Source organism: Asticcacaulis aquaticus (assembly GCF_028550415.1).
Classification (GTDB): Bacteria; Pseudomonadota; Alphaproteobacteria; order Caulobacterales; family Caulobacteraceae; genus Asticcacaulis; species Asticcacaulis aquaticus.
In genome coordinates this window covers 1-20,972 of sequence record NZ_JAQQKX010000025.1, presented here as the reverse complement: position 1 = coordinate 20,972, position 20,972 = coordinate 1, and the positions used below count along the sequence as shown (strand labels likewise).

General features: G+C 59.7%; 23 protein-coding genes. 11 read left to right on the top strand and 12 right to left on the bottom strand.

What is annotated here, in order from left to right; genetic code table 11:
- Positions 1 to 1,392, top strand: a 1,392-nt coding sequence (locus PQU92_RS18310; protein WP_497006757.1) for an exo-rhamnogalacturonan lyase family protein, incomplete at its 5' end; no start/stop codon positions are given.
- 404 nt (positions 1,393 to 1,796) lie between these two features.
- Positions 1,797 to 2,135, top strand: a complete 339-nt coding sequence (locus PQU92_RS18305) for a DUF2794 domain-containing protein (protein WP_023463028.1) — start codon at positions 1,797 to 1,799, stop codon at positions 2,133 to 2,135.
- Between the two features lie 148 nt (positions 2,136 to 2,283).
- Here PQU92_RS18305 and PQU92_RS18300 read toward each other — a convergent pair whose 3' ends face one another.
- On the bottom strand, positions 2,284 to 3,033 hold the full coding sequence (locus PQU92_RS18300; RefSeq protein WP_272749744.1) for a Bax inhibitor-1/YccA family protein: 750 nt from the start codon (positions 3,031 to 3,033) through the stop codon (positions 2,284 to 2,286).
- A gap of 198 nt (positions 3,034 to 3,231) precedes the next feature.
- Between PQU92_RS18300 and PQU92_RS18295 the strand changes: the two genes are divergently transcribed.
- The gene (locus PQU92_RS18295; protein WP_272749743.1) at positions 3,232 to 4,035 is read left to right on the top strand and encodes an HpcH/HpaI aldolase/citrate lyase family protein; all 804 of its coding nucleotides are present in this window, start codon (positions 3,232 to 3,234) and stop codon (positions 4,033 to 4,035) included.
- A gap of 153 nt (positions 4,036 to 4,188) precedes the next feature.
- On the opposite strand, the gene PQU92_RS18290 is transcribed toward PQU92_RS18295, so the two are convergent.
- From PQU92_RS18290 to PQU92_RS18280, 3 genes are all read right to left on the bottom strand, one after another.
- On the bottom strand, positions 4,189 to 5,613 hold the full coding sequence (locus PQU92_RS18290; protein ID WP_272749742.1) for an alkaline phosphatase: 1,425 nt from the start codon (positions 5,611 to 5,613) through the stop codon (positions 4,189 to 4,191).
- A 94-nt stretch (positions 5,614 to 5,707) separates the two neighbouring features.
- Positions 5,708 to 6,823 (bottom strand): cell division protein ZapE, encoded by a 1,116-nt coding sequence (gene zapE / locus PQU92_RS18285; RefSeq protein WP_272749741.1) that lies wholly within the window; start codon positions 6,821 to 6,823, stop codon positions 5,708 to 5,710.
- Between the two features lie 155 nt (positions 6,824 to 6,978).
- Positions 6,979 to 7,878 (bottom strand): NAD(P)/FAD-dependent oxidoreductase, encoded by a 900-nt coding sequence (locus tag PQU92_RS18280; protein WP_272749740.1) that lies wholly within the window; start codon positions 7,876 to 7,878, stop codon positions 6,979 to 6,981.
- Between the two features lie 166 nt (positions 7,879 to 8,044).
- On the opposite strand from PQU92_RS18280, the gene PQU92_RS18275 reads away from it, so the two are divergent.
- The 3 genes from PQU92_RS18275 to rarD all read left to right on the top strand — a co-directional run bounded on the left by PQU92_RS18275 (position 8,045) and on the right by rarD (position 10,718).
- Entirely contained in the window at positions 8,045 to 8,458 is a 414-nt protein-coding gene (locus PQU92_RS18275) for a response regulator (RefSeq protein ID WP_272749739.1), read from the top strand.
- A gap of 184 nt (positions 8,459 to 8,642) precedes the next feature.
- A complete protein-coding gene (locus tag PQU92_RS18270; RefSeq protein WP_272749738.1) occupies positions 8,643 to 9,671 on the top strand; it encodes an aspartate-semialdehyde dehydrogenase in 1,029 nt (342 codons plus the stop codon).
- A gap of 129 nt (positions 9,672 to 9,800) precedes the next feature.
- The gene (rarD, locus tag PQU92_RS18265) at positions 9,801 to 10,718 is read left to right on the top strand and encodes an EamA family transporter RarD (RefSeq protein ID WP_272749737.1); all 918 of its coding nucleotides are present in this window, start codon (positions 9,801 to 9,803) and stop codon (positions 10,716 to 10,718) included.
- A 29-nt stretch (positions 10,719 to 10,747) separates the two neighbouring features.
- Here rarD and PQU92_RS18260 read toward each other — a convergent pair whose 3' ends face one another.
- From PQU92_RS18260 to PQU92_RS18250, 3 genes are read right to left on the bottom strand one after another with little or no spacing between them, the layout of a single operon-like run.
- A complete protein-coding gene (locus tag PQU92_RS18260) occupies positions 10,748 to 10,996 on the bottom strand; it encodes a hypothetical protein (protein WP_272749736.1) in 249 nt (82 codons plus the stop codon).
- Positions 10,993 to 11,367 carry an ankyrin repeat domain-containing protein gene (locus PQU92_RS18255; protein WP_272749735.1) on the bottom strand — a complete coding sequence of 125 codons (375 nt, stop codon included), beginning with the start codon at positions 11,365 to 11,367 and terminating at the stop codon, positions 10,993 to 10,995. The genes PQU92_RS18260 and PQU92_RS18255 overlap by 4 nt, the downstream gene beginning before the upstream one ends.
- 8 nt (positions 11,368 to 11,375) lie before the next feature.
- Positions 11,376 to 12,512 (bottom strand): serine hydrolase domain-containing protein, encoded by a 1,137-nt coding sequence (locus tag PQU92_RS18250; protein WP_272749734.1) that lies wholly within the window; start codon positions 12,510 to 12,512, stop codon positions 11,376 to 11,378.
- Positions 12,513 to 12,655: 143 nt separating this feature from the next.
- Between PQU92_RS18250 and PQU92_RS18245 the strand changes: the two genes are divergently transcribed.
- The 3 genes from PQU92_RS18245 (at position 12,656) to PQU92_RS18235 (ending at position 15,911) form a co-directional block, all read left to right on the top strand.
- Positions 12,656 to 13,462, top strand: a complete 807-nt coding sequence (locus PQU92_RS18245; RefSeq protein WP_272749733.1) for a class I SAM-dependent methyltransferase — start codon at positions 12,656 to 12,658, stop codon at positions 13,460 to 13,462.
- A gap of 296 nt (positions 13,463 to 13,758) precedes the next feature.
- Entirely contained in the window at positions 13,759 to 14,988 is a 1,230-nt protein-coding gene (locus PQU92_RS18240) for a putative DNA modification/repair radical SAM protein (RefSeq protein ID WP_272749732.1), read from the top strand.
- Between the two features lie 5 nt (positions 14,989 to 14,993).
- Positions 14,994 to 15,911 (top strand): TIGR03915 family putative DNA repair protein, encoded by a 918-nt coding sequence (locus PQU92_RS18235; RefSeq protein WP_272749731.1) that lies wholly within the window; start codon positions 14,994 to 14,996, stop codon positions 15,909 to 15,911.
- Here the strand turns inward: PQU92_RS18235 and cutA are convergent.
- The 5 genes from cutA to ahcY all read right to left on the bottom strand — a co-directional run bounded on the left by cutA (position 15,908) and on the right by ahcY (position 18,988).
- The gene (gene cutA, locus PQU92_RS18230; RefSeq protein WP_272749730.1) at positions 15,908 to 16,222 is read right to left on the bottom strand and encodes a divalent-cation tolerance protein CutA; all 315 of its coding nucleotides are present in this window, start codon (positions 16,220 to 16,222) and stop codon (positions 15,908 to 15,910) included. The genes PQU92_RS18235 and cutA overlap by 4 nt on opposite strands.
- 368 nt (positions 16,223 to 16,590) lie before the next feature.
- Positions 16,591 to 16,872: a hypothetical protein gene (locus tag PQU92_RS18225; protein WP_272749729.1), complete on the bottom strand. Its 282-nt coding sequence runs from the start codon at positions 16,870 to 16,872 to the stop codon at positions 16,591 to 16,593.
- 2 nt (positions 16,873 to 16,874) lie between these two features.
- Positions 16,875 to 17,159, bottom strand: a complete 285-nt coding sequence (locus PQU92_RS18220; RefSeq protein WP_272749728.1) for a hypothetical protein — start codon at positions 17,157 to 17,159, stop codon at positions 16,875 to 16,877.
- Between the two features lie 81 nt (positions 17,160 to 17,240).
- On the bottom strand, positions 17,241 to 17,576 hold the full coding sequence (locus tag PQU92_RS18215; protein ID WP_272749727.1) for a DUF6968 family protein: 336 nt from the start codon (positions 17,574 to 17,576) through the stop codon (positions 17,241 to 17,243).
- Positions 17,577 to 17,590: 14 nt separating this feature from the next.
- Positions 17,591 to 18,988, bottom strand: coding sequence for an adenosylhomocysteinase (gene ahcY / locus PQU92_RS18210; RefSeq protein WP_272749726.1), 1,398 nt, complete (start codon positions 18,986 to 18,988; stop codon positions 17,591 to 17,593).
- Between the two features lie 131 nt (positions 18,989 to 19,119).
- Here ahcY and PQU92_RS18205 point away from each other — a divergent pair, with 131 nt between their 5' ends.
- Positions 19,120 to 19,665: an RNA 2'-phosphotransferase gene (locus PQU92_RS18205; protein WP_272749725.1), complete on the top strand. Its 546-nt coding sequence runs from the start codon at positions 19,120 to 19,122 to the stop codon at positions 19,663 to 19,665.
- A 53-nt stretch (positions 19,666 to 19,718) separates the two neighbouring features.
- Positions 19,719 to 20,702 carry a biotin synthase BioB gene (gene bioB / locus PQU92_RS18200; RefSeq protein ID WP_272749724.1) on the top strand — a complete coding sequence of 328 codons (984 nt, stop codon included), beginning with the start codon at positions 19,719 to 19,721 and terminating at the stop codon, positions 20,700 to 20,702.
- Positions 20,703 to 20,972: the final 270 nt, after the last annotated feature.

Below are 20,972 nucleotides of genomic sequence, written 5' to 3'. Positions count from 1 at the left end.
GACTATGAAACCGGCTGGGATACGGCGACCGGCGTGGCGCGCACCTCGGAACTGACCCTGTGGGCGCTGGGGGCGACGCCGTCGCATCAGGTCTTCTCCGACATGGCCGAGCAGGTCGCTAACCCGGCGCGCCTGACCGTGTCGCCCGCGCGCATCAAGGAAGCCGGTGTCTTCGGTGACTGGGGGCTGCCCGATTCCTCGACGCCGGCGCGCAAGATCCTCGAAGATCGCCTGACCTATCAGATCGACTACTATATGAAGGAGGTCGAGCAGCGTCGCTGGTACGGCTTCTGGACCTATGGCGACGTCATGCACACCTATGATGCCGACCGCCACATGTGGCGGTACGATATCGGCGGCTATGCCTGGGACAATTCCGAGCTCTCGACCGACCTGTGGATATGGTACACCTATCTGCGTACCGGGCGCGCCGATGTGTTCAAATTCGCCGAGGCCATGACGCGTCAGACCGGCGAGGTCGATGTCTATCACCTTGGGCGTTTCAAAGGCTTCGGCACGCGTCACGGCGTCCAGCCGTGGTCGGATTCGTCGAAGCAGCCGCGCGTATCGAACGTCGCCTATCGTCGCATCTTCTATTACCTGACCGCCGATGAGCGCGTCGGCGACCTGATGCGCGACCTGATCGATTCCGACAATGCGCTGGAAAATGTCGATATTTCGCGCAAGCTGCCACCGGCGCCGGGTCGCGAACGGCCCAAGGGCGTCGTGGCGTCGGGCTTCGGTACCTCGTGGGGGGCGTTCCTGGGGGCGTGGCTGACCGAATGGGAGCGTACGCAGGACACCAAATGGCGCGACCGCATCGTCAACGGCATGGTCACCATCGCCGCCATGAAGCGCCGCTGGTTCGCCGGTGAAGCGCCCTACGACCTCAAGACGGGCAAGTTCCTCGGTGACGGCGACTATATTACCGTGTCGCACCTGAACGCCGTGTTCGGCGTCGTCGAAATGACGTCGGAGCTGTGGGATCTGGTGGATGTCCCGGCCTATCGCAAGGCGTGGCTGGAATATTGCCGCTACTACAATGCGCCCAAGGCCGAAATCGTGGCGTTGCTGGGTAAGGACCCCGGCGGTCGCGCCCTGACCGACTCGCATTCGCGCCTGACGGCGTTTGCGGCGTACCATGAAAAGGACAAGACGCTGGCGCTTCGGGCCTGGTCGGAGTTCTTCGGCAGGGAAGGGCGCGAATCCGATGGCGGCCTGAACCGCAAGACCAAACGTATCGACGGTCCGGCGGTGCTGCGTCCGCTGGACGAAGACCCGACCCTGTCGACCAATGGCACGGCGCAGTGGGGCCTGTCGGCGATCCAGAACCTGGCCCTGATCGGCGATAGTCTGGATGAGGCTGCGGTCAAGGCGGGCGTGCTGAAATAGCGTTCCTTTTGCGGACACACAAACCCCGGTGGTCGATCCACCGGGGTTTTTCTTTAAGTATCGCGCAAAGAAAAACGCATCAGCCAAAGGCGATGCGTCCAAAGTTTCAGGGAGGAAAATGTCGGCCGAAGCGGAACTGCCAGTAATGGCGGATCAGGTTCGAGGGCTGGGGGGCTGTTCAGGGGTGAACCTGACCGGACCGATCCGACCGACACTCGTGTTTTATAAAGCAAAGGCGGCAGTGAAAGGGCGGAAATAAGGTCTTATTGCGGTGCAATCGTTTCTTTCCGATAAGTGGCGCGCAGGACATAATTTTACGTGTTTGACGTCCGTCGCCGATGGATTTTGACTTGCCGGGAACCGCAGGCGAGCGCTTAATCGCAGTCTGATGTATGAGGTTCAGCATGAGTTTTCAGGACCACGGATCAAGCTTTCAGCCGTCGGGCGCGACGGTTTTCTTCGAGCGCCGCGAACTGGAACTGATCCTCAGGCTGTACGGGCAGAAGGTGGCGGCGGGCGACTGGCGCGACTACGGTATCGACAGCCTGTCGGACGCGGTGGCGTTCAATATCTTCCGGCGCACGGGTGAGGCCCCGGTGTACCGCATCGAAAAACGCCCGGCCTTAAGTCGCAAACAGGGAGCCTTTGCCCTGTTCAATCAGAACGGCCTGATCCTCAAACGAGGGCATGAACTGGCCCCGGTGCTGGCCTTTCTCGACAAGAAGAAGTTCGACGTGATCTAGTTTTTGCCCCTCGCCGGGCGGTGGCTACGCCACCTTGGCCGCCGCCTCAATGGCGGCTTGAGCGGAATGATCCCAGTGGAATCATTCCGCTCTAAAAAAACCCGCCGGATCGCTCCGGCGGGTTTTCTGTTCAATGACCTCTTCAAGCCTAGTTGCGGTTGCCAAACAGGCGCAGCAGGCTGAGGAACAGGTTGATGAAATTGATATAGAGACCGAGCGCGCCGATATAGGTCATGGCCGCCAGACGGTTTTGCGATGCGCCGCCCATCTCATAATACATCAGTTTCAGCGACTGGGTCTGATAGGCGATGAGCGCCGAGAAGACGACCACGCCGATAGCCGCGATTACGACTTCGATCATCGACGATTTGAGCAGGAAGAAGTTAAGCATACCGACGCCGATCATGCCCAGAACCGCCATATACAGGAAGGTGCGCCAGCCCGACATATTGACCTTGGTCGTGTAACCGACCAGCGACAGGCCGCCGAACGCGATGGCCGTGATCAGGAACATCTGGGCAATCGAAGCCCCGGCGTAGAGAATAGCGATCGAGGACAGGGATACGCCCATGACGCCGACGAACAACCAGTAGAACATGCCGGACTTCGCGGCGTTAAGGTCGTTCATGAACATGCCGGAAATGAAGCTCAGGCCCAGCGGCGCAAAGGCGAATACCATGCCGAGAATGGTGTAGCCCGTGATGTAACCGCCCTGAGTAGTGTAGAGCAGTTGCAGAATGGCGGGGGTCTTGGACACGGCATAGGCAATAGCCGCCGTGACAAGCAGACCCAGCGCCATCTTCTGGTAGATGCCGAGCAGGAACTTCTTCAGGCCCTGATCCTTGGCCATGTCCTGGGTGGAGGGGATCGAACCCGAATAGGTATCGTCGAATTGCATGGTGTTCCCTGTGGAAAAGCCGTGATATTAACCCTCAATATGGTCTCAAACCACGAAACTGACAAGGGGTGTGCCCGGGGCGGGCCTTCCCTTACAATCGATTTAATTCATGCAATGGTTTGCAATCCCCGCGCAGGCCGGGATTTTACGGATCGACAAATCGCGCTAGAGGTACGGGTAAGGTTTTAAGGGTTTTCCATGTCTGTTTCCGCGCCCCTGCGCTCCGTCCTGTTCGTGCCCGCCGCAAACGAAAAGGCTATGGCCAAGGCGGCGAGCCTTGTTTGCGATGCGATCATCTTCGATCTGGAAGACTCTGCCGGAGTGGACGAGAAGGGCGCGGCGCTCGACAGGTTGATGGTGACGCTCGACGCGGGCGGCTTTGCAGCCCCGGTGATCCTTGTCCGTATCGATACAGCGGCAACGGCGGCTGCTTTGGTGCCGTATCTCGGGACGGTGGTTCACGGGCTAGTCGTGCCCAAGGTTTCGTCTTCGGCGGATGTGCGGGGCCTGCCCGATGTGCCGTTGTGGGCGATGATCGAAACGGCGCGCGGTGTGGTCAATCTGAAAGCCATTTGCGAAACGCCGGGGGTGGCGGGCCTGATCGTCGGGCCGAACGATCTGCGCGCCGATCTGCGGGTGACGGCGACGACGGGGCGCAGCGAGATCGTCACGGCCCTGTCTCTGGTCGTGCTGCACGCGCGCGCCTATGGCCTGAGCGTCATCGACGGCGTCTATAATAATTTCCGCGATGACGAGGGGTTGCGGGCCGAGTGCGACCACGGCAAGGCGCTGGGCTTCGACGGCAAGACCCTGATCCACCCGGCGCAGATCGCCGTTGCCGAAGCCGCCTTTGCGCCGTCGGCGGCGCAGTTGGGGTGGGCGCGTGCCGTCGTGGCGGCTTTTGCCGCCCCGGAAAATGCGGGCAAAAGTCTGGTCGCGGTGGACGGCGAGATGGTGGAGCTTATGCACCTCGCTACGGCGCAGCGGTGGCTGGGATTGTAAGGAAGATTTGACCACGAAAAGCACGAAAATGATGCGGCACTTACTGCGCGAAGCGTCTCAACCTTCGTAGCCGCTGAAATAAATTAAGGCCCTCCGGGCAAGAAAGAAGCAGCTTCTTTTTCGTGCTTTTCGTGCTTTTCGTGGCCAAAAATCTTACTTTGCCTTCGCTGCGACATCAAACAGGGCGCGGCGCATCACCTGATAGAGATAGGCCGACTCGACCGTCGAGCGGATCAGATAGGCCTGCGGACCCGACGCATAGACCGGCACGTCCTCGCCACCGTGCGCGGCCGAGGGTATTTTGGTCAGGGACGGATTGGTGAAGTCGGGGTTCTGTGTTTCGGTTGCGGTATATTCGCCTTCATGGTCGTGGCCGCCGGGGCCGGTGGCGTAGCTGAGGATCGAATAGGCACCGCCCTCCTTGTCTTTCGCCACGCCGTCGACCGGGGTGTCACGCGACGCATAGCCCGACAGAACCAGGCCGTGGCTGTGGTCGGCGGTGATGATGATCAGGGTCTCTTCGGGGTTGGTCTTCGCCAGGGCGACGCTGACCGCCTGCGCCAGTTCGTCGACATCGGTCAGGGCGCGGTGAGCGTTGTTCTTATGGTGCCATTTGTCGATCGAGGCCGACTCGACCAGCAGGAAGTAACCGTCCGGATCGCGGGCCAGAAGATCGATCGCCTTATCCGTCATGTGGGCCAGAGTCGGCACGTCCTGCGGATGATCGACGGGCGAGGGCAGATCGCCCTTGGCAAACAGGCCCAGCACCGGCCCGGCGTTGCGCGTGTCGAGCGCGTCGAGCGCCGCCTTGCCGGTCAGGAATTTCGCGTTTGTCTGCTTCAGCCACTGCGCCGTCAGGTCGCGGCCATCGTCGCGCTCGCCGCCCCTGGCTACCGGCAGGAACTTTTCAAGGTCACCGCCCATGGCGACATCGAGGCGCACGGCGTCCGGCGCTTCGACCAGCTGCCGCGCCAGATCGACGCATTTTTTCGCCTCCTCGCTTTTCAGGTCGGCGTCGGAGCGCCAGCCGCGCGTCGAGGTGTGGCCATAGGTGCCGGCGGGGGTGGCATCGGTGATGCCCGACGTCGTCACAGCCCCGATGGAACGGCCGCTCAGCTTGGCCTGTTCGGCGATGGTGGCGACATAGGCGCTTTTGTCGGCGCAGACGCCCGACTTGACGCTATCATCGACGCCGATGCCGCCATTGATCGTCTTGAAACCGGTGGTGATCGCCGAAATACCGTTGGCCGAGTCGGTGACCAGATTATTGGCCGAATAGGTCTTGGAAAAGGCCGTATAGGGCAGGGCTTCGAACGACAGGACGTAGGACGCGCCGTCCTTACCTTTCATTTGCCCGGCGAAGATACGTCCGGCGGTGACCGAATTGATGCCCATGCCGTCGCCGATGAACAGAATGACGTTCTTGGCCCGACCGGTGTTCGGCGTGCGCTTCAACGCAGCTTCTACGGCGGCCTTTTGCGCTTCGTAATAGGAGGAGGTTTTTTCCGCCGTCTGCGCTATCGCCGACACCGGCAGGAGGAGGGAAGCGGTCAGCAGACAGAGGGCGCGCAGGGACATGGGACACCATTGGATAGAGGTGCCCGTTGTTTAGGCTTGAGGCGTGACAGAGAGGTGATGTCTTGATGACGCTGCTGTGACGCTTCGTAAAACGCTAGTTTTCGACCTTCTCCAGATAGGTCTCGGAGCGCATTTCCTCCAGTCGCGACACGGTGCGCTCGAATTCGAACGCGCCGTCGCCGGACGGGTACAGCTTCGCCGGTTCGGCGGCGGCCAGCGCCACCAGCTTGACGCCCGCCTCGTAGAGCGCATCGATCAGGGTGACGAAGCGTTTGGCTTCGTTGCGCTTTTCCGGCCCCAGTTCGGGGATGTGCTCGATAAACACCGTCGTGAAGCGCTCGGCGATGGCCAGATAATCTGCCGAGCCGTTATTGGCCGCGCACAGTTCGGCAAAGGTTACCCGCAGCAATGGCCCGCAGGTCATTTTGAACACCAGCTTGCGTTCGTTGACGCTTAGTTGGGTGGCGACGACCTTGCTGTGGTGGGTCATGGCCTGCCACAGGGCCTCGAACCCGGCCTGAGCTTGCGCGTCGCTATCGGGCGAGAAATAGACCTGCGCCCCGCGCAGACGGTCGAGGCGGAAATCTTTCGGCCCCTTGACCTCGTGCACCGTCAGGCGCTCGCGGATCATTTTGATGAACGGCAGGAACAGGTCACGATTGAGACCGTTTTTGTACAGCTCTTCCGGCGCGCGGTTAGACGTGATGACGATGGTCACCTTATGTGCGAACAGGGCCTCGAACAGCCGCCCCAGGATCATGGCATCGGCGATGTCGGTGACCTGAAGCTCGTCGAAACAGAGGAGCTTCGATTCGGAGGCGATGAGTTTCGCAATCGGCGCAATCGGGTCGTCGCCCTTATTGGTGCCGAACTGTGCCTGACGGTCCTTCGCCGTGCCTTGCCGCCACAGCTGGACCAGTTCGTGGATCTTGGCCATGAAGGCGTGGAAGTGGATGCGTCGCTTGGAACTGAACGACACCTGTTCGTAAAACAGGTCCATCAGCATCGACTTGCCGCGCCCCGGCGGGCCACAGAGGTAGAGACCCAGCGGCTTTGCGCCGCCGAAGACCGCATTCAGCACGCCGCCCGACGCTTTCAGGTCGCGTTCGAGCTTACACAGGACATCGACGGCCTCGGCTTGCGCCGGGTCGGAGGTGATTTCCCCCGATTTGACGAGGCGGCGATAGGTGGATTTAACGGCGCTGGACATGACGGAGGCTGAAATACACGGAAATGTGATGTGAAAACGCGGCTCAAAATATAAGGATTCAATGCCAAAAAATAAAATTCTCAACTCTGAGCAGGGGCAAATTAGCAGAAAAACCGCACGATGAAGTTAAAAAATTGCTGCGTCTGCGTAAACCATTATGACGGGATTGTGGCGGGGGTACGCGCCAGTCGGCGCGAGATCTGTTTGGCCACCTGAATCCCATGCGCTGCCGCGGTTGTCACACAAGGGTGCCAGTAGTCGGTCACCTCACCGCAGGCCCAGACCTGAGGCCGTGACGTCTCGCCGTCGCGGTTGACCTCGACATAGCCATTTTCATTAGTGATGTTAAGGCCTTCAGGAACGCTGGCCATGAAACCGTACATGACGCCGAAACCGTCGAACCGGTCGCCATTGACCGTCAGGCGTGCCGGGTCGGCGGTATAGGGGCCGACGATCACGCGAACTTCCGGTACGGAAGCCTGCAGGAGGGCCTGTGCCCGGGGTGTCGTGCGTGAAAAGATCGTCACCGATTTTGCGCCGCGTTGCAGCACAAAACGCGCCTGATCGAAGGCGTTGTCGCCGCCACCCAGAATTGCAATTTTTCGGTTGTCAACAGGCAGGTTTTCCATAGGATGGCCGGGTCCGATCACCACGCAATCGCTTGGCTGGAAAGGACCTGCGTTGGGTTTGGTACCGGTTGCAACAATAAGATGTTTTGTCAGTACACGCGTGGTTCCGAAGGTGACCTCATAACCTTCAGCGGTCGGACGAATGTTTCCGATGCGCGTTTGCAAAAGATGCGGCACGCCCGCCGCCACGATGTGCGCGTGCAGGGCCTCGGCCACCTGTTCGCCCGTCTGGCCCATAACCCCCGGAATCCACAGGTTTTCGTACGGACTACGCCGCTGCAGCCCGCCCAGCCGGTCACCGGCCTCGACCAGCAAGGTATCGACGCCCAATTTGTGCAGCCACAGGGCGCAACTGCTACCCGCCGGACCGCCGCCGATAACCAGAGCGTCGACGGTTTTCGTGATCGGTATGAGTCGGTTGTCCATAGCCTCATCCATAAGCGAAACCCCTGTGCTGGCAAGCGTTCTGGCAGGTTCTTTGCAGGAAAACTATAAGGACTTGTTCATCTTTGAATAAGACCTATATGAGATAAAGTGTAACAATGGGATACGAAGTGTGATTCCGTCGCATCCCTCGGGAAGGAATAAACCAGTGAAGTTGTTGTGCGTAGAAGACAATTCGACCCTGCGGAAGATGATCGACCTGATGCTGTCGGCCACAGGCGTTCACGTCGAATTCGCGGCCAATGGTCGTGAAGCCGTCGAGGCCTATGAGGTGAGCGAATACGACGCCATCCTGATGGACATGGAAATGCCCGTCATGGACGGCCTTGAAGCCACCAAGGAAATCCGTCAGATCGAATATGGCCACCACCTCAGCCACACCCCCATCCTCTTCCTGACCGGCAATGACGACCGCAGTGCTCTGGTCCACGGTCAGGAAGTCGGTGGCGACGGTCACCTGATGAAGCCCTTTACCCCCGAAGCCCTGTTCAAGGCGCTGGATCGCGTGCGGCATCTGCCGTCCTGCAGCGGTTATGACGGCGGTATGGCGGCGCACGCTTAAGCGTAACTCAATCCGAGACCCAGAAAAAAGCCGTTTTCCCGGATGGCTTTCTCTGATAAGGCACGGGCCGCGATAACTAGCGGCCCGTTTTTCGTGCCGCTTAAAGCGCATTCCGAAAAGTGTGTAGCGTTTTTCGGAATCAAATGCGCGACAAAACAAAAATTTAACTTCAGGAGTGATTACGATGACTTATCGTGTCGCCGTCGTGGGCGCTACCGGCGCCGTGGGCCGTGAAATGCTGGCAACGCTCGAAGAGCTTGAGTTTCCGATCAAGGAAATTTACGCCGTCGCGTCGCGCAAATCGCTGGGCGTCGAAGTCTCGTTCAAGAATGGCACCCTGAAGTGCGAAGACCTTGAGCAGTTCGACTTCACGAAGGTCGACATCGTCCTGATGTCGGCCGGTGGCGACGTTTCGAAAAAGTGGTCGGAAAAGATCGGCAAGCTGGGCCCCATCGTTATTGATAATTCGTCGGCCTGGCGCATGGACCCCGACGTGCCGCTGATCGTGCCGGAAGTGAACCCGGACGCCATCTGGGACTGCAAAAAGAAGAACATCATCGCCAACCCGAACTGCTCGACGATCCAGATGGTCGTGGCGCTCAAGCCGCTGCACGATGCCGCGACCGTCAAGCGCGTCGTCGTCTCGACCTATCAGGCGACCGCGGGGGCGGGTAAGGAAGGCATGGACGAGCTTTGGGATCAGACCAAGGCCGTCTTCGTCATGGGCGACGTGCCGCCGAAGAAATTCACCAAGGAAATCGCCTTCAACGTCATTCCGCACATCGACGTCTTCATGGAAGACGGCCAAACCAAGGAAGAGTGGAAGATGAAGGTCGAGACCAAGAAGATCCTCGATCCGAATATCGAAGTCTTCGCGACCTGTGTCCGCGTGCCGGTCTTCGTCGGTCACTCCGAATCGATCAATGTCGAGTTCGAGAACCCGCTTGATGAAGCGACCGCGCGTGAAATCCTGCGTGAAGCGCCGGGCATCGCCGTGATCGACAAGCGCGAAAACGGTGGCTACGTGTCGCCGAAGGAATGTGTCGGTGAATTCGACACCTTCGTATCGCGAATCCGCAACGACCCGAGCGTGCAGAACGGCCTGGCCTTCTGGTGCGTCTCGGACAACCTGCGCAAGGGCGCGGCACTCAATGCCGTGCAGATTGCACAGCTTCTCGACGAACGCGGGGTTCTGACGCCAGTGGATGCTTAAGGTCACTCACACAATGTGATCCTTTTCAACCGGCGGAACCTCAGGTTCCGCCGGTTTTTCATTGCTGTCATCGCCCCATCAACCTATTTCGATACCGTTTCCGCGGAAACATTTTTGATCGGACCTCCCATGTCGACCGTTACGCCGACTACCCCTTCCACGCCCTTCTTCGCTTCGCCCATCGGTTTGGCCGTGCTGTGCTACGCCGTCTGGGGCTTCGCGCCGCTGATCTATCTGCCGATGAAGCATTTCGGCGCCGAACCGCTGGAGATCATGGCGCACCGCTCCTTATGGGCCGTGCTGTGGTCGGGCGGGCTGGTCCTGATTACGAAGCAATTCCCCGAAGTCGTGCGCATTTTCCTCAATCCGAAAGTGGCGCTGACGCTCTTGATCGCGGCCCTGATGATCGCCATCAACTGGGGCGTCTTCGTCTGGGCGGTGACGCACGGACACACAATCGAGTCGGCGCTGGGCTACTATCTCAACCCGCTGATCAACATGGCCGCCGGAGCTTTACTCTTCAAGGAACGCCTCGATAACTGGGGCAAGGCCGCCATTGGGCTGGCCGTCGTCGGTGTGGGGGTTCAGGCCGCGGCGCTGGGCCACGTCCCCTATATCGCCCTGACCCTGGCGGTGAGTTTTGCCACCTACGGCATCATCCGCAAGCAACTGGCCGTCTCGGCACTGGCGGGGCTGTTCGTCGAGTGCGTCTTCCTGTTTATCCCGTCGATCGTCTATCTGGTGTGGTTCGAAGGGCAGGGTGCGGGCCATTTCTTCGACGCACCGATGAACGCCTTCTGGTTCGCCCTGACCGGGCCCGTGACGGTTCTACCGCTGTTCCTGTTTTCCTATGTCGCACGGCGGCTGCCGTTGTCGACCATGGGCTTCATCCAGTTTCTGGCGCCGACCATAGCCTTCTTCATCGGCCTGTTTCAGGGCGAGCCGTTCACGCCGCTGCGGGCGCTGTCGTTCGTCTTCATCTGGGGCGGGGCGCTGGTCTTTGCGTTTGGGGCGTGGAGACGCGCGAAAGCGATGCGGGTGGCTTAATTCCTCCTCCTGTAGGGAAGATGGAATAATCAGAACGGGGCATTGACCAGCAGTAAGAGGGTTCCCGCCGCAAATTGTACCGCCGCTATCCAATAGAAAAAGCGGCAATAGCCCTGAAAGCCATGCAACTGACCATCCAGTTGTGTGGCTTTCGACCGATTCAGAGCAAACAAAACCCTCAACAAGGCACTGGGGCAAAAGCTCAAGATGCCGAAAACGACGGTTCCCGTAAGCATAAACGGCCAGCTTTGCCGGGCAAATTCGACAATATCCGTCATTCGATTTCAGCCTTGCACAGTCGCTTGATCAGATCGTGACGCTGACTGTGGCGGGCAACATCGCCGGGCGTTTCGCCGAATTCATTCCTGAGCCGGGCGTTTGCGCCGCGTGTCAGCAGGATATCGACGACATCGGCATGACCCTGCATGACGGCCAGATGCAACGGCGTGTTACCCAGATCGCCCGGCGCGTTGATATGCGCCCCCTCTTCGATCAGGATAATGACATCGGCCCGGTCGCCGCCGAAAGCCACTATATGCAGCAAGGTTTCACCGTCACTGTCGGCGGCATTAATATCGTCACGGCTCAGGTGCGCCCGCTCAGGCCGCCAGGCATGTTTGGTAAAGAGGGCGTGCCAGCGCGGGGACATAGTCGGCTCTATAGCGCCCCATAAAACGCATTGATCAGCCCAACCGGGCGGGGATCGCCGATCAGGAAATGCGACTGCTTATTCATCACATAGGCCATGCTGATCCGCGTATCGGGATCGGCCAGCACGCACGAGCCGCCCCAGCCGCTGTGGCCGACCGTGCGAGCGTTCGGACCATAGATGTTGATCCCCTTGTTACGCAGGAAGCCCGCCCCCCACGACAGGTCGAACGGCAGAACGCGGTCGCGACCGAAAACGCGTTCCTTGGTCGCGTCGTTGAGCGTCTTTTCGGAGAGGATCGTCTGGCCCTGAAGCTGGCCGCCATTGGCGACGACCTGCATCAGTTTCGCCAGAGCCTCCGCCGTGGCGTGACCGTTGGCTGACGGGATTTCCATTTTCCGCCAGTCGCCGGAACCGCGTCCGGCGGGCGACGACCCCTTGTCGAGGAAGGCGGCCTGCTTGATCGGATCGAGCGGGCCGAGGTCCGGGGCACGGGTCGGTTTCCACATCTCGGAAATGCGCGCGAATTCGCTTTCCGGCGTCCCGATCCTCAGGTCGAGCCCGAACGGTTCGGCAATATCTTCGCGCAGCGCTGTCCCCAGCGTCCGGCCGTCGGCGCGGCGGAAAATCTCGCCCAGCAGATAGCCAATGGTGATCGGGTGATAACCGGAGCGCTCACCGGGCGTCCACAGCGGTGTCTGGTTGCAGAGAGCCTCCAGCAGGGCCGGGATGTCGAACCATGTTGCCGGATCGATCGGCGGGCTGAAACCCGACAAACCGCCCTGATGCGAGATCAACTGACCGAGCGTGATGTTGTCCTTGCCGTTTTTGCCGAACTCCGGCCACAGCACCGAGACCTTGTAATTATAGTCGAGCTTACCCTGATCGACGAGGCGCGCAATCATCAGCGCCGTCACCGCCTTGGTCGAGGAAAAGATCGGCGTCAGAGTTGTGTCGGTGAAGGGCGTCGTGCCTTCGCGGTTGCTGACGCCGCCCCACAGGTCGAGGATCACCTCACCATCGCGCACCACGGTAAAACGCGCGCCTTTTTCAGTAAGCCCCTCCGGTCCGTCGACAAAGTTCTGCGCGAAGCGGTCCTTGACGGCGGCGAATTTGGCCGGCGCGAAGCCGTGGATCTCGGTCATGCGGGGTCTCCGTAACACTTGCCATAGCTATAGGCGGCGCGGCGGATCAGAGCAACCGTCCTGCCATCGATTGCGCAGGACCGACGCCGCAAAAAGGCCGTATTTCACCCCGCCTTTAGCCCGCGAAATTAAAGGAGATATCCATGCGCCTCGCCGTTCCTACCATCGCTGCCTTTCTGGCCGTCACGGTGCCTGCCATGGCTCATGAAGGCCACGATCACCACGCCGTGGCGACCGATGTTGCGCTCAAGGCCGCCGTGGACGGTGCGTGGCGCACCGCTGAGAACAAGGACCGCGATCAGTTCCGTCACCCGGTCGAGTCTCTGAACTTCTGGGGTTTGAAGCCGGGCGCCCAGATCGTTGAATACTATCCCGGTGCCAAGGGCTGGTGGACCGAAATCCTGGCGCCTTATGCCTATAAAACCAAGGGCACCTATACGGCGGTGCTGGGCAAGGTCGACGACCCCGCCTTCTGGGCCGAGGTGGCCGACAAATCGATCTATGGTGAGGTCAAGGCCACGACGCTCGCCGATCTGCCCGCCGGTCAGGCCGATCTGGTGCTGATCGCCCGGGCTTTCCACAACTGGGCGCGGCAGGACGGCGCGACCGAACGGCACCTCGATGCGGCGTTCAAGGCGCTGAAATCGGGCGGTGTTCTGGCTGTCGAGCAGCACCGCGCGCCGGAAGGGTCGGACCCCAAGGCGGGCACGGGCTATGTGCCGGAATCCTACGTCATCGAGGCGGCGAAAAAGGCCGGGTTCGTTTTTGTGGCAAAGTCCGACATCAACGCCAATGCCAAGGATACCCGCGACCATCCGTTCGGTGTGTGGACCTTGAAGCCCATCCGTCGCAGCGAACAGGCGGGCCGCACCCTGACGGTGGAAGAACGCGCGAAATACGACGCCATCGGCGAGTCCGACCGCATGACGCTGACGTTCCGAAAGCCCTAAGCGCAGCCCTAAAAGTGGGAACCGGTTTTAGGGAATAGCTGCGCGACCAAAAAAACATCGGTTCATTATTTTCGGATCGCCGAAGCCGATTTTTACCTGATGAAACCGCGCGCATGATCACACCATAATTACGGGAGCTGATCATGCGCGAACTCAAAACTACCCTCACCTTTTCCGTGATGGGCCTCGGTCTGACCGGCGGCCTGATCCTCGCGCTCATGGTGACGCTTCCCTAAAATTCATCCGTCAATCAAAGGAATTGACGGATGAATTTTAAGAACATATCATGAACAATCATGAAAAAGAGTTTGCGTGAACGTCTCGCCGTACTATCCGATGCCGCAAAATACGACGCGTCATGTGCGTCATCGGGGACGTCGAAGCGCGACTCATCAAAGTCGGGCGGCTTAGGATCTACCGAAGGCTCCGGCATCTGCCATGCCTATGCGCCAGATGGGCGCTGCATCTCGCTGCTCAAGATATTGATGACCAATTTCTGTATCTATGACTGCGCCTATTGCATCAACCGCTCGTCGTCCAATGTCGAGCGCGCGCGCTTTACGCCGGACGAGGTCGTCTGGCTGACGCTGGAGTTTTATCGCCGTAACTATATCGAAGGTCTGTTCCTCTCGTCGGGGATCATCCGCGATTCCGACTACACGATGGAGCAGATGGTGCGTATCGCCCGCGACCTGCGCCTGAAACATAATTTCCGCGGTTATATCCATCTTAAAACCATCCCCGAAGCCTCGGCAAAGCTGATTGAGGAGGCTGGTCTGTTCGCCGATCGTCTGTCGATCAATGTCGAATTGCCGACCGATGCCGGGGTTGAAAAGTTCGCGCCGCAAAAGCACCCTGCCAATATCCGCCGCTCGATGGGAGCGCTAAAAATCAAGATTGATGAATTGTCCGAACCGACCCATACCCGGCGGCGCAAGCGTTTCGTCCCGGCCGGGCAGTCGACCCAGATGATTATCGGTGCCGAGCCGACATCGGACGCGACTATTCTGAAATCAAGTGCCGGACTCTATTCGAATTATAGTCTGAGGCGCGTCTATTACTCGGCCTTCTCGCCCATACCCGATGCCTCGAAAATATTACCGCTGATCAAACCACCGCTGGTGCGTGAACATCGCCTGTATCAGGCCGACTGGTTGTATCGCTTCTACGGCTTCGGTATGGATGAGATTACCGCTGGCAAACCGGACGGGATGCTGGAACTCAACATTGATCCGAAGCTGTCCTGGGCCTTGTCGAACCGCGACCGCTTCCCCGTCGATATCAACCGCGCCGACAAGGAGATGCTGCTGCGCGTCCCAGGCTTCGGCGTCAAGACGGTGATGTCGATTCTGATGGCGCGCAAGCACCGGCGACTGGGGTTAGACGATCTGGGGCGGCTGAAGGTGTCGATAAAGAAGGTCAAGGCCTTCATCGAGGCGGCCGGCTGGACGCCGGTCAGCCTGATCGACCGTGGCGACCTGCGCGACATGTTCGCCCCGCCGCCGGAACAACTGGTGTTGCTTTAAGCGCAATGAAAATAGACTTACGAGCGCGGGGCGAATTTACCGAATGGCGCGATGCCGCGCGTCAGGCCCTGCACGCGGGTGTGCCGCCGCGTGATGTGGAATGGAATGCGCAAGGCGGTGAGGTGGGATTGTTTGACTTTTCCCTCTCCCTTGAGGGAGAGGGTGGCCGAAGGCCGGGTGAGGGGGGAATGGTGGAAACCGAGCACGTGGCCCAAAGCCCCCCCTCAGCCTCGCAGGCCCGCGCCCAGCCCCCTCCCTCAAGGGAGAGGGAGTTTACAGTCCCTCCCGCTTTTCTCACCCTCGCCGAAGCTGTGATTTGCCACTCGGATCCCGCGCGCTTCGACCTCGCCTATCGCCTGCTGTGGCGGCTGCAAACCGAGAAACATCTGCTCGGTGACGTGTCCGATCCCGACATCGTGCGCGCCCATGCGCTGCAAAAATCAGTCGGCCGCGACAGTCACAAGATGAAGGCCTTCGTCCGTTTCAAGGAACTGCCGCAGACCGGTGAGCGCCGCCGGTTTATCGCCTGGTTCGAGCCGGAACACTTTATCGTCGCGCGTGTGGCACCGTTTTTCCAGCGCCGGTTCACCGATATGGACTGGATCATCGCCACGCCGAAAGGCTCGGCGGTGTGGGACGGGGAGACCCTGCGTACTTCCGACGAAGCGGCGGAAAAGCCGGAGATTGTCGATGACACCGACGATCTGTGGCGGACCTATTTCGCGCATATTTTCAACCCGGCACGGCTCAAGGTGAAGATGATGCAGTCGGAAATGCCGAAGAAATACTGGAAGAACCTGCCCGAAGTCGATCTGATCCCCGACCTGATCCGCGACGCCGAACAACGTGTGCGCGACATGGCCGAGCGCGAGGCCTCGAACACGGCCCCGAAGTTTCACGCGGCTTTGCAGAAGCGCCGCTAAATCAGCGCCTCCCGCAGCCACGCCGCATAGTCGGCACTGGCCCATTCCACGCGGGTAGCCAGAATTTCCGGCACCTCGTAGCTGTGTTCGCTTTTTACCAATGCCTCCAGCGCAAACAGCTTTGCGCTGACGGTCTTGGCCGTCAACACTACCTCGTTCGCCGTCTCGATCTCACCCTGCCAGCGATAGGTCGAGCGGATCGGCGTCATCTGCACGCAGGCCGCCAGCTTCTGCACGACCAGCAGATGCGCCAGACGCTCGCCTTCGGCCTCGGTCGCGCAGGTAATGGAAACAGTCAGGATATCGGTCATTTCCAGAGGTCCCTCTTGCACTGTGTACAGGTTTTGGCGGGCCAACTGATCGTCCAGTTAGGGCCATGCGGATTATAGCGCTCCGTCACGTGCAAATCGCATTTGGGACACCGGGACACGGCCCAATTCAGGAGGCACAGGGCAATTAAGATGACGAAAAAGGCTTCCCAGGAGAAGAATCCCAGCAGAGGCCAAAGCCATCTCGGTGTACTGAACCATAGAGCTATGAGCGCCAGAGAGATAAAATAACGACCGGCGGGCGAAAACAGTTTCATGGTGAGAGTGTGCACCCGACCTACGTTCATCACAATACCCAGACAGGTGTTTCAGCATTTGTGGGCGCATCTAACGGTCGAGGATTGAAGCGTTTAGTACCGATAGAAGGTAAAGCCTATATTTGGTGCAGGCAGATCGTCTTCCCATATTTCCATGTCATCGAGATAAATCATGGGAGAATCAGAGGGTTCATTACGCAGGCGTTTGAGCAGGTAACTGTCTTGTCGGACCATGCCTGTCGCAAGTTGTTCAGCCTCTTTCTCCGACGCGGCCTGAACAAATCGGGTGGTGTAGAAACCGTATCGATGCGTCAATAGGTAGCGCTTCAAGCGGAAATTCATTCCGTGCAGCATAACCCGATAGGTTGTCGACATAGCTATTCCGCCGTTTTCACAATGTTGATCAGTGCGAGCTTGTTTTTTCGAAGAGCGCTGATGCACCAGGCATTCTGTAGGCCGTTCAAAAGTACAGCCTCTCCTTCGTGTTCAATTATGTCTTCACGAACAGTCTTGGACAGCTTTCGTGTCTTTTTGGGGATGTCTTCGCTATCGGCGAACTTATCGCACCAAAGCAGAAGCGCTGCGCCAACATCCTCGGCCTGAAGCTGTGAGATATAGGTGCCGCCGTCGTATTCGACGACAAAGGTGAATAGTGCTGGCATTGGTTCTCCGTCACGGTTTCGCCGCTGTGCAGGGGAAGGTGAATATAACAAAACCCCGGACGACCGTCCGGGGTTTTGAACCTAATGTCTATCCGGTGAAACATCCGACAGACCGAAAGTGGAGACAATATCATAATCATCTTCGCCGTCTGCCGTGTAGCTCAGACGTCCGCCCTCATCCCGCACAAGTGTGAGGTGCATCCTGACCATACACAGGGCCAGACACAGGGCCTGCAGTGCGCTCCCGCCATGTACCTGCTGATCGGCATAGTTCAGGGCGGGAATGCTTACCGGGCAAACCCATTCGCTGTCGCTACCCTCAAACGCATACGGTGTACCGATCTCGACGATGACCTCGAAAGGCGTGTGGCCGGGATAGACTGCATAGAGCCTCTCCCGTACCACCACCGTATTCATCGGACCGCGTGCCATTAGTACCGGTAATGCTCGGGCTTGAACGGGCCTTCGACGGTGACGCCGATATAGTCGGCCTGTTCCTGATCCAGCACGGTCAGCTTGGCGCCGAGCTTTTCGAGGTGCAGCAGGGCGACCTTTTCGTCCAGCTTCTTCGGCAGGGTATAGACCTGCTTGTCATAGGCGGCATTGTTGGTCCACAGCTCGATCTGGGCCAGGGTCTGGTTGGTGAACGAGGCCGACATGACGAACGACGGGTGGCCCGTGGCGTTGCCGAGATTGACCAGGCGGCCTTCGGACAGGACGATGATCTTCTTCGCGTCCGGGAATTCGACGTGGTGGACCTGCGGCTTGATTTCGTCCCACTTGTAGTTCTTCAGGGCAGCGACCTGAATTTCCGAGTCGAAGTGGCCGATATTGCAGACGATGGCGTTGTGCTTCATCTCGCGCATGTGCTCAAGGCGCAGGACGTCCTTGTTGCCGGTGGCGGTGACGAAGATGTCGCCGACGCTGGCCACTTCCTCGACGGTGCGGACCTCATAGCCTTCCATCGCCGCCTGAAGCGCACAGATCGGGTCGATTTCGGTGACGATGACGCGGGCGCCGCCATTGCGGAGCGACGCGGCCGAGCCCTTGCCCACGTCGCCGTAGCCGAGGACGACGGCGACCTTGCCGGCCAGCATGACGTCGGTGGCGCGACGGATGGCGTCGACCAGCGATTCACGGCAGCCATAGAGGTTGTCGAACTTCGACTTGGTGACCGAGTCGTTGACGTTGATGGCGGGGAAGGGCAGGTCGCCCTTTTGCGCCATGGCGTAGAGACGGTGAACGCCGGTGGTGGTCTCTTCGGACACGCCGGTGATGGCGTCGCGGATGGCCGAATAGAAGCCCGGCTTTTCCTTGAGGTAGCGCTTCATGACCTTGTAGAGGGCTTCTTCTTCCTCGTTGGTCGGATTGTCGAGCAGGGTGGCATCCTTTTCGGCCTTCGGCCCCAGAACAGTCAGGAGCGTTGCGTCGCCGCCGTCGTCGAGGATAAGGTTCGGATAGCCGCCGTCGTGCCATTCGAAGATCTTGTGCGCGTAATCCCAGTATTCTTCGAGGGTTTCGCCCTTGATCGCGAAGACCGGCGTGCCGCGTTCGGCAATCGCGGCGGCGGCGTGGTCCTGCGTCGAGAAGATGTTACACGAGGCCCAGCGCACTTCGGCGCCCAGGGCCTGCAGGGTCTCGATCAGGACGCCCGTCTGGATGGTCATGTGCAGCGAGCCGGCGATGCGGGCGCCCTTGAGCACCTGCTTGGGGCCGTATTCGGCGCGGGTCGCCATCAGGCCCGGCATTTCGCCTTCGGCGATGTCGAGTTCCTTGCGGCCCCAGGCGGCCAGCGAGAGGTCTTTTACGATGAAGTCTTGAGCGGCCATGAGGGTGCCTCCGGTTGGTTTCAAATGTTGGCGGTCTTATAGCGGGGTCGGACACAGGATGCAATCAACATATAAAGATATCTTTATATGAGTGCATTTGCCTTTTGGCCGTTTTCTGTCAAACTGGCGGTATGACACAGATAGATAAGGGAACCAGCAAGTTCCTCAGCTACGTCCTGCGGCACGCGCCGGACTCGATCGGGCTGGAACTGGACACCAATGGCTGGGTTGCCATTGACACGCTGATCAAACGGGCGGGGATGTCCGGCCGGGCGCTGACGCGCGACAAGGTGCTGACCGTCGCGGCGGACTGCGACAAGCAGCGCTTCACGATTTCCGAAGACGGGACGCGAATCCGTGCCGCACAGGGACATTCGGTGACGGTGGATCTGGCGCTGGTGCCGGTTGTGCCGCCCGCAACCCTGTTCCACGGGACCGCCACGCGCTTTCTGAACGATATTCTCAGCGAGGGCCTTAAGCCGCAGTCGCGGCAGCAGGTGCATCTGTCGGCCGATATCGACACGGCCCGCAAGGTCGGCGCGCGCCATGGCAAGCCGGTGATTCTGACGATAGATGCCCTTGGGATGCAGGCGGACGGACATCGCTTCTTTCAGGCCGATAATGGCGTCTGGCTGACCGATGCGGTGCCGCCGGTCTATATCGAATGTCCCGCCTAAAGGTTTGACCCCTGCGGCAGATTGCTCTAACCGATGGCGCAAAGGAGACTCTCATGGCCGATACCGCGCATCCGTTCGTCACCGTTCGTCACGACTGGAGCCAGGCCGAGATCGCCGCCTTGTTCGATTTGCCGTTCATGGAACTGGTCTATCGGGCGGCCACCGTCCACCGTCAGTTCTTCGATCCCTCCGAAGTCCAGTTGTCGCAGCTCCTGTCGATCAAGACCGGCGGCTGCGCGGAAAACTGCGGCTACTGCTCGCAATCGGCGCATCATAAGACGGGGCTCAAGGCGTCGAAGCTGATGCCGGTCGACGAGGTGCTGACCGCAGCGAAGGCGGCGAAGGAGGGCGGGGCGCAGCGCTTCTGTATGGGCGCGGCGTGGCGCGACCTCAAGGACCGCGACGTCCCGGCCTTGGCCGAGATGATTTCCGAAGTGAAGGCGCTGGGGTTGGAAACCTGCGCGACTCTGGGGATGATCACGCCGGATCAGGCGAAGTCGCTGAAAGACGCAGGCCTCGACTACTACAACCACAACCTCGACACCTCGCCGGAATATTACGCCGATGTGGTGACGACGCGGACCTATCAGGAGCGTCTCGATACGCTTGAGGCCGTGCGCGAGGTGGGTATGAAGACCTGCTGCGGCGGCATCGTCGGCATGGGCGAGTCGCGCGCCGACCGGGCGTCGTTCCTGCATCAGCTGGCGACCCTGCCGGCGCATCCGGACAGTCTGCCGATCAACAATCTGGTGCCGGTGTCGAACACGCCTCTGGGCGAGTTGTCGAAGATTAAAGGCGGCGTGACGCCGGTCGAGTTCGTGCGCACGATCGCCGTGGCGCGCATCGTCTGTCCGAAGTCGATGGTGCGTTTGTCGGCGGGGCGTAATGAGATGAGCGAGGAATTGCAGGCGCTCTGTTTCATGGCCGGGGCCAATTCGATCTTCGTCGGCGATCAGTTGCTGACCACGGCCAATCCCGAACGCGGTACCGACGCGCACCTGATGCAGAGTCTGGGTCTGCGTCCGATGACGATGTGATTTCTTATACCCCCCTGCACAACGTGCGGGGAGGGGGACCGCGCCTGAAAGGCGTGGTGGTGGGGTGTCTTACTTAAAAGGAACCTCGCTCAGTGGTAAGTAAGAAAGCAAGAATCCCCACCACCACATCTCACTCACTACGTTCGCTCGTGCGGTCCCCCTTGTTTGTGAGAAGGCTGCTAAGTTTGTGATGGATTGAGGCGTTGGCGCGCCCCAATCCATCTGAAGACTGGACCGATATCCCCTGAGCTTAAAGGGCTGTTGGGGAGC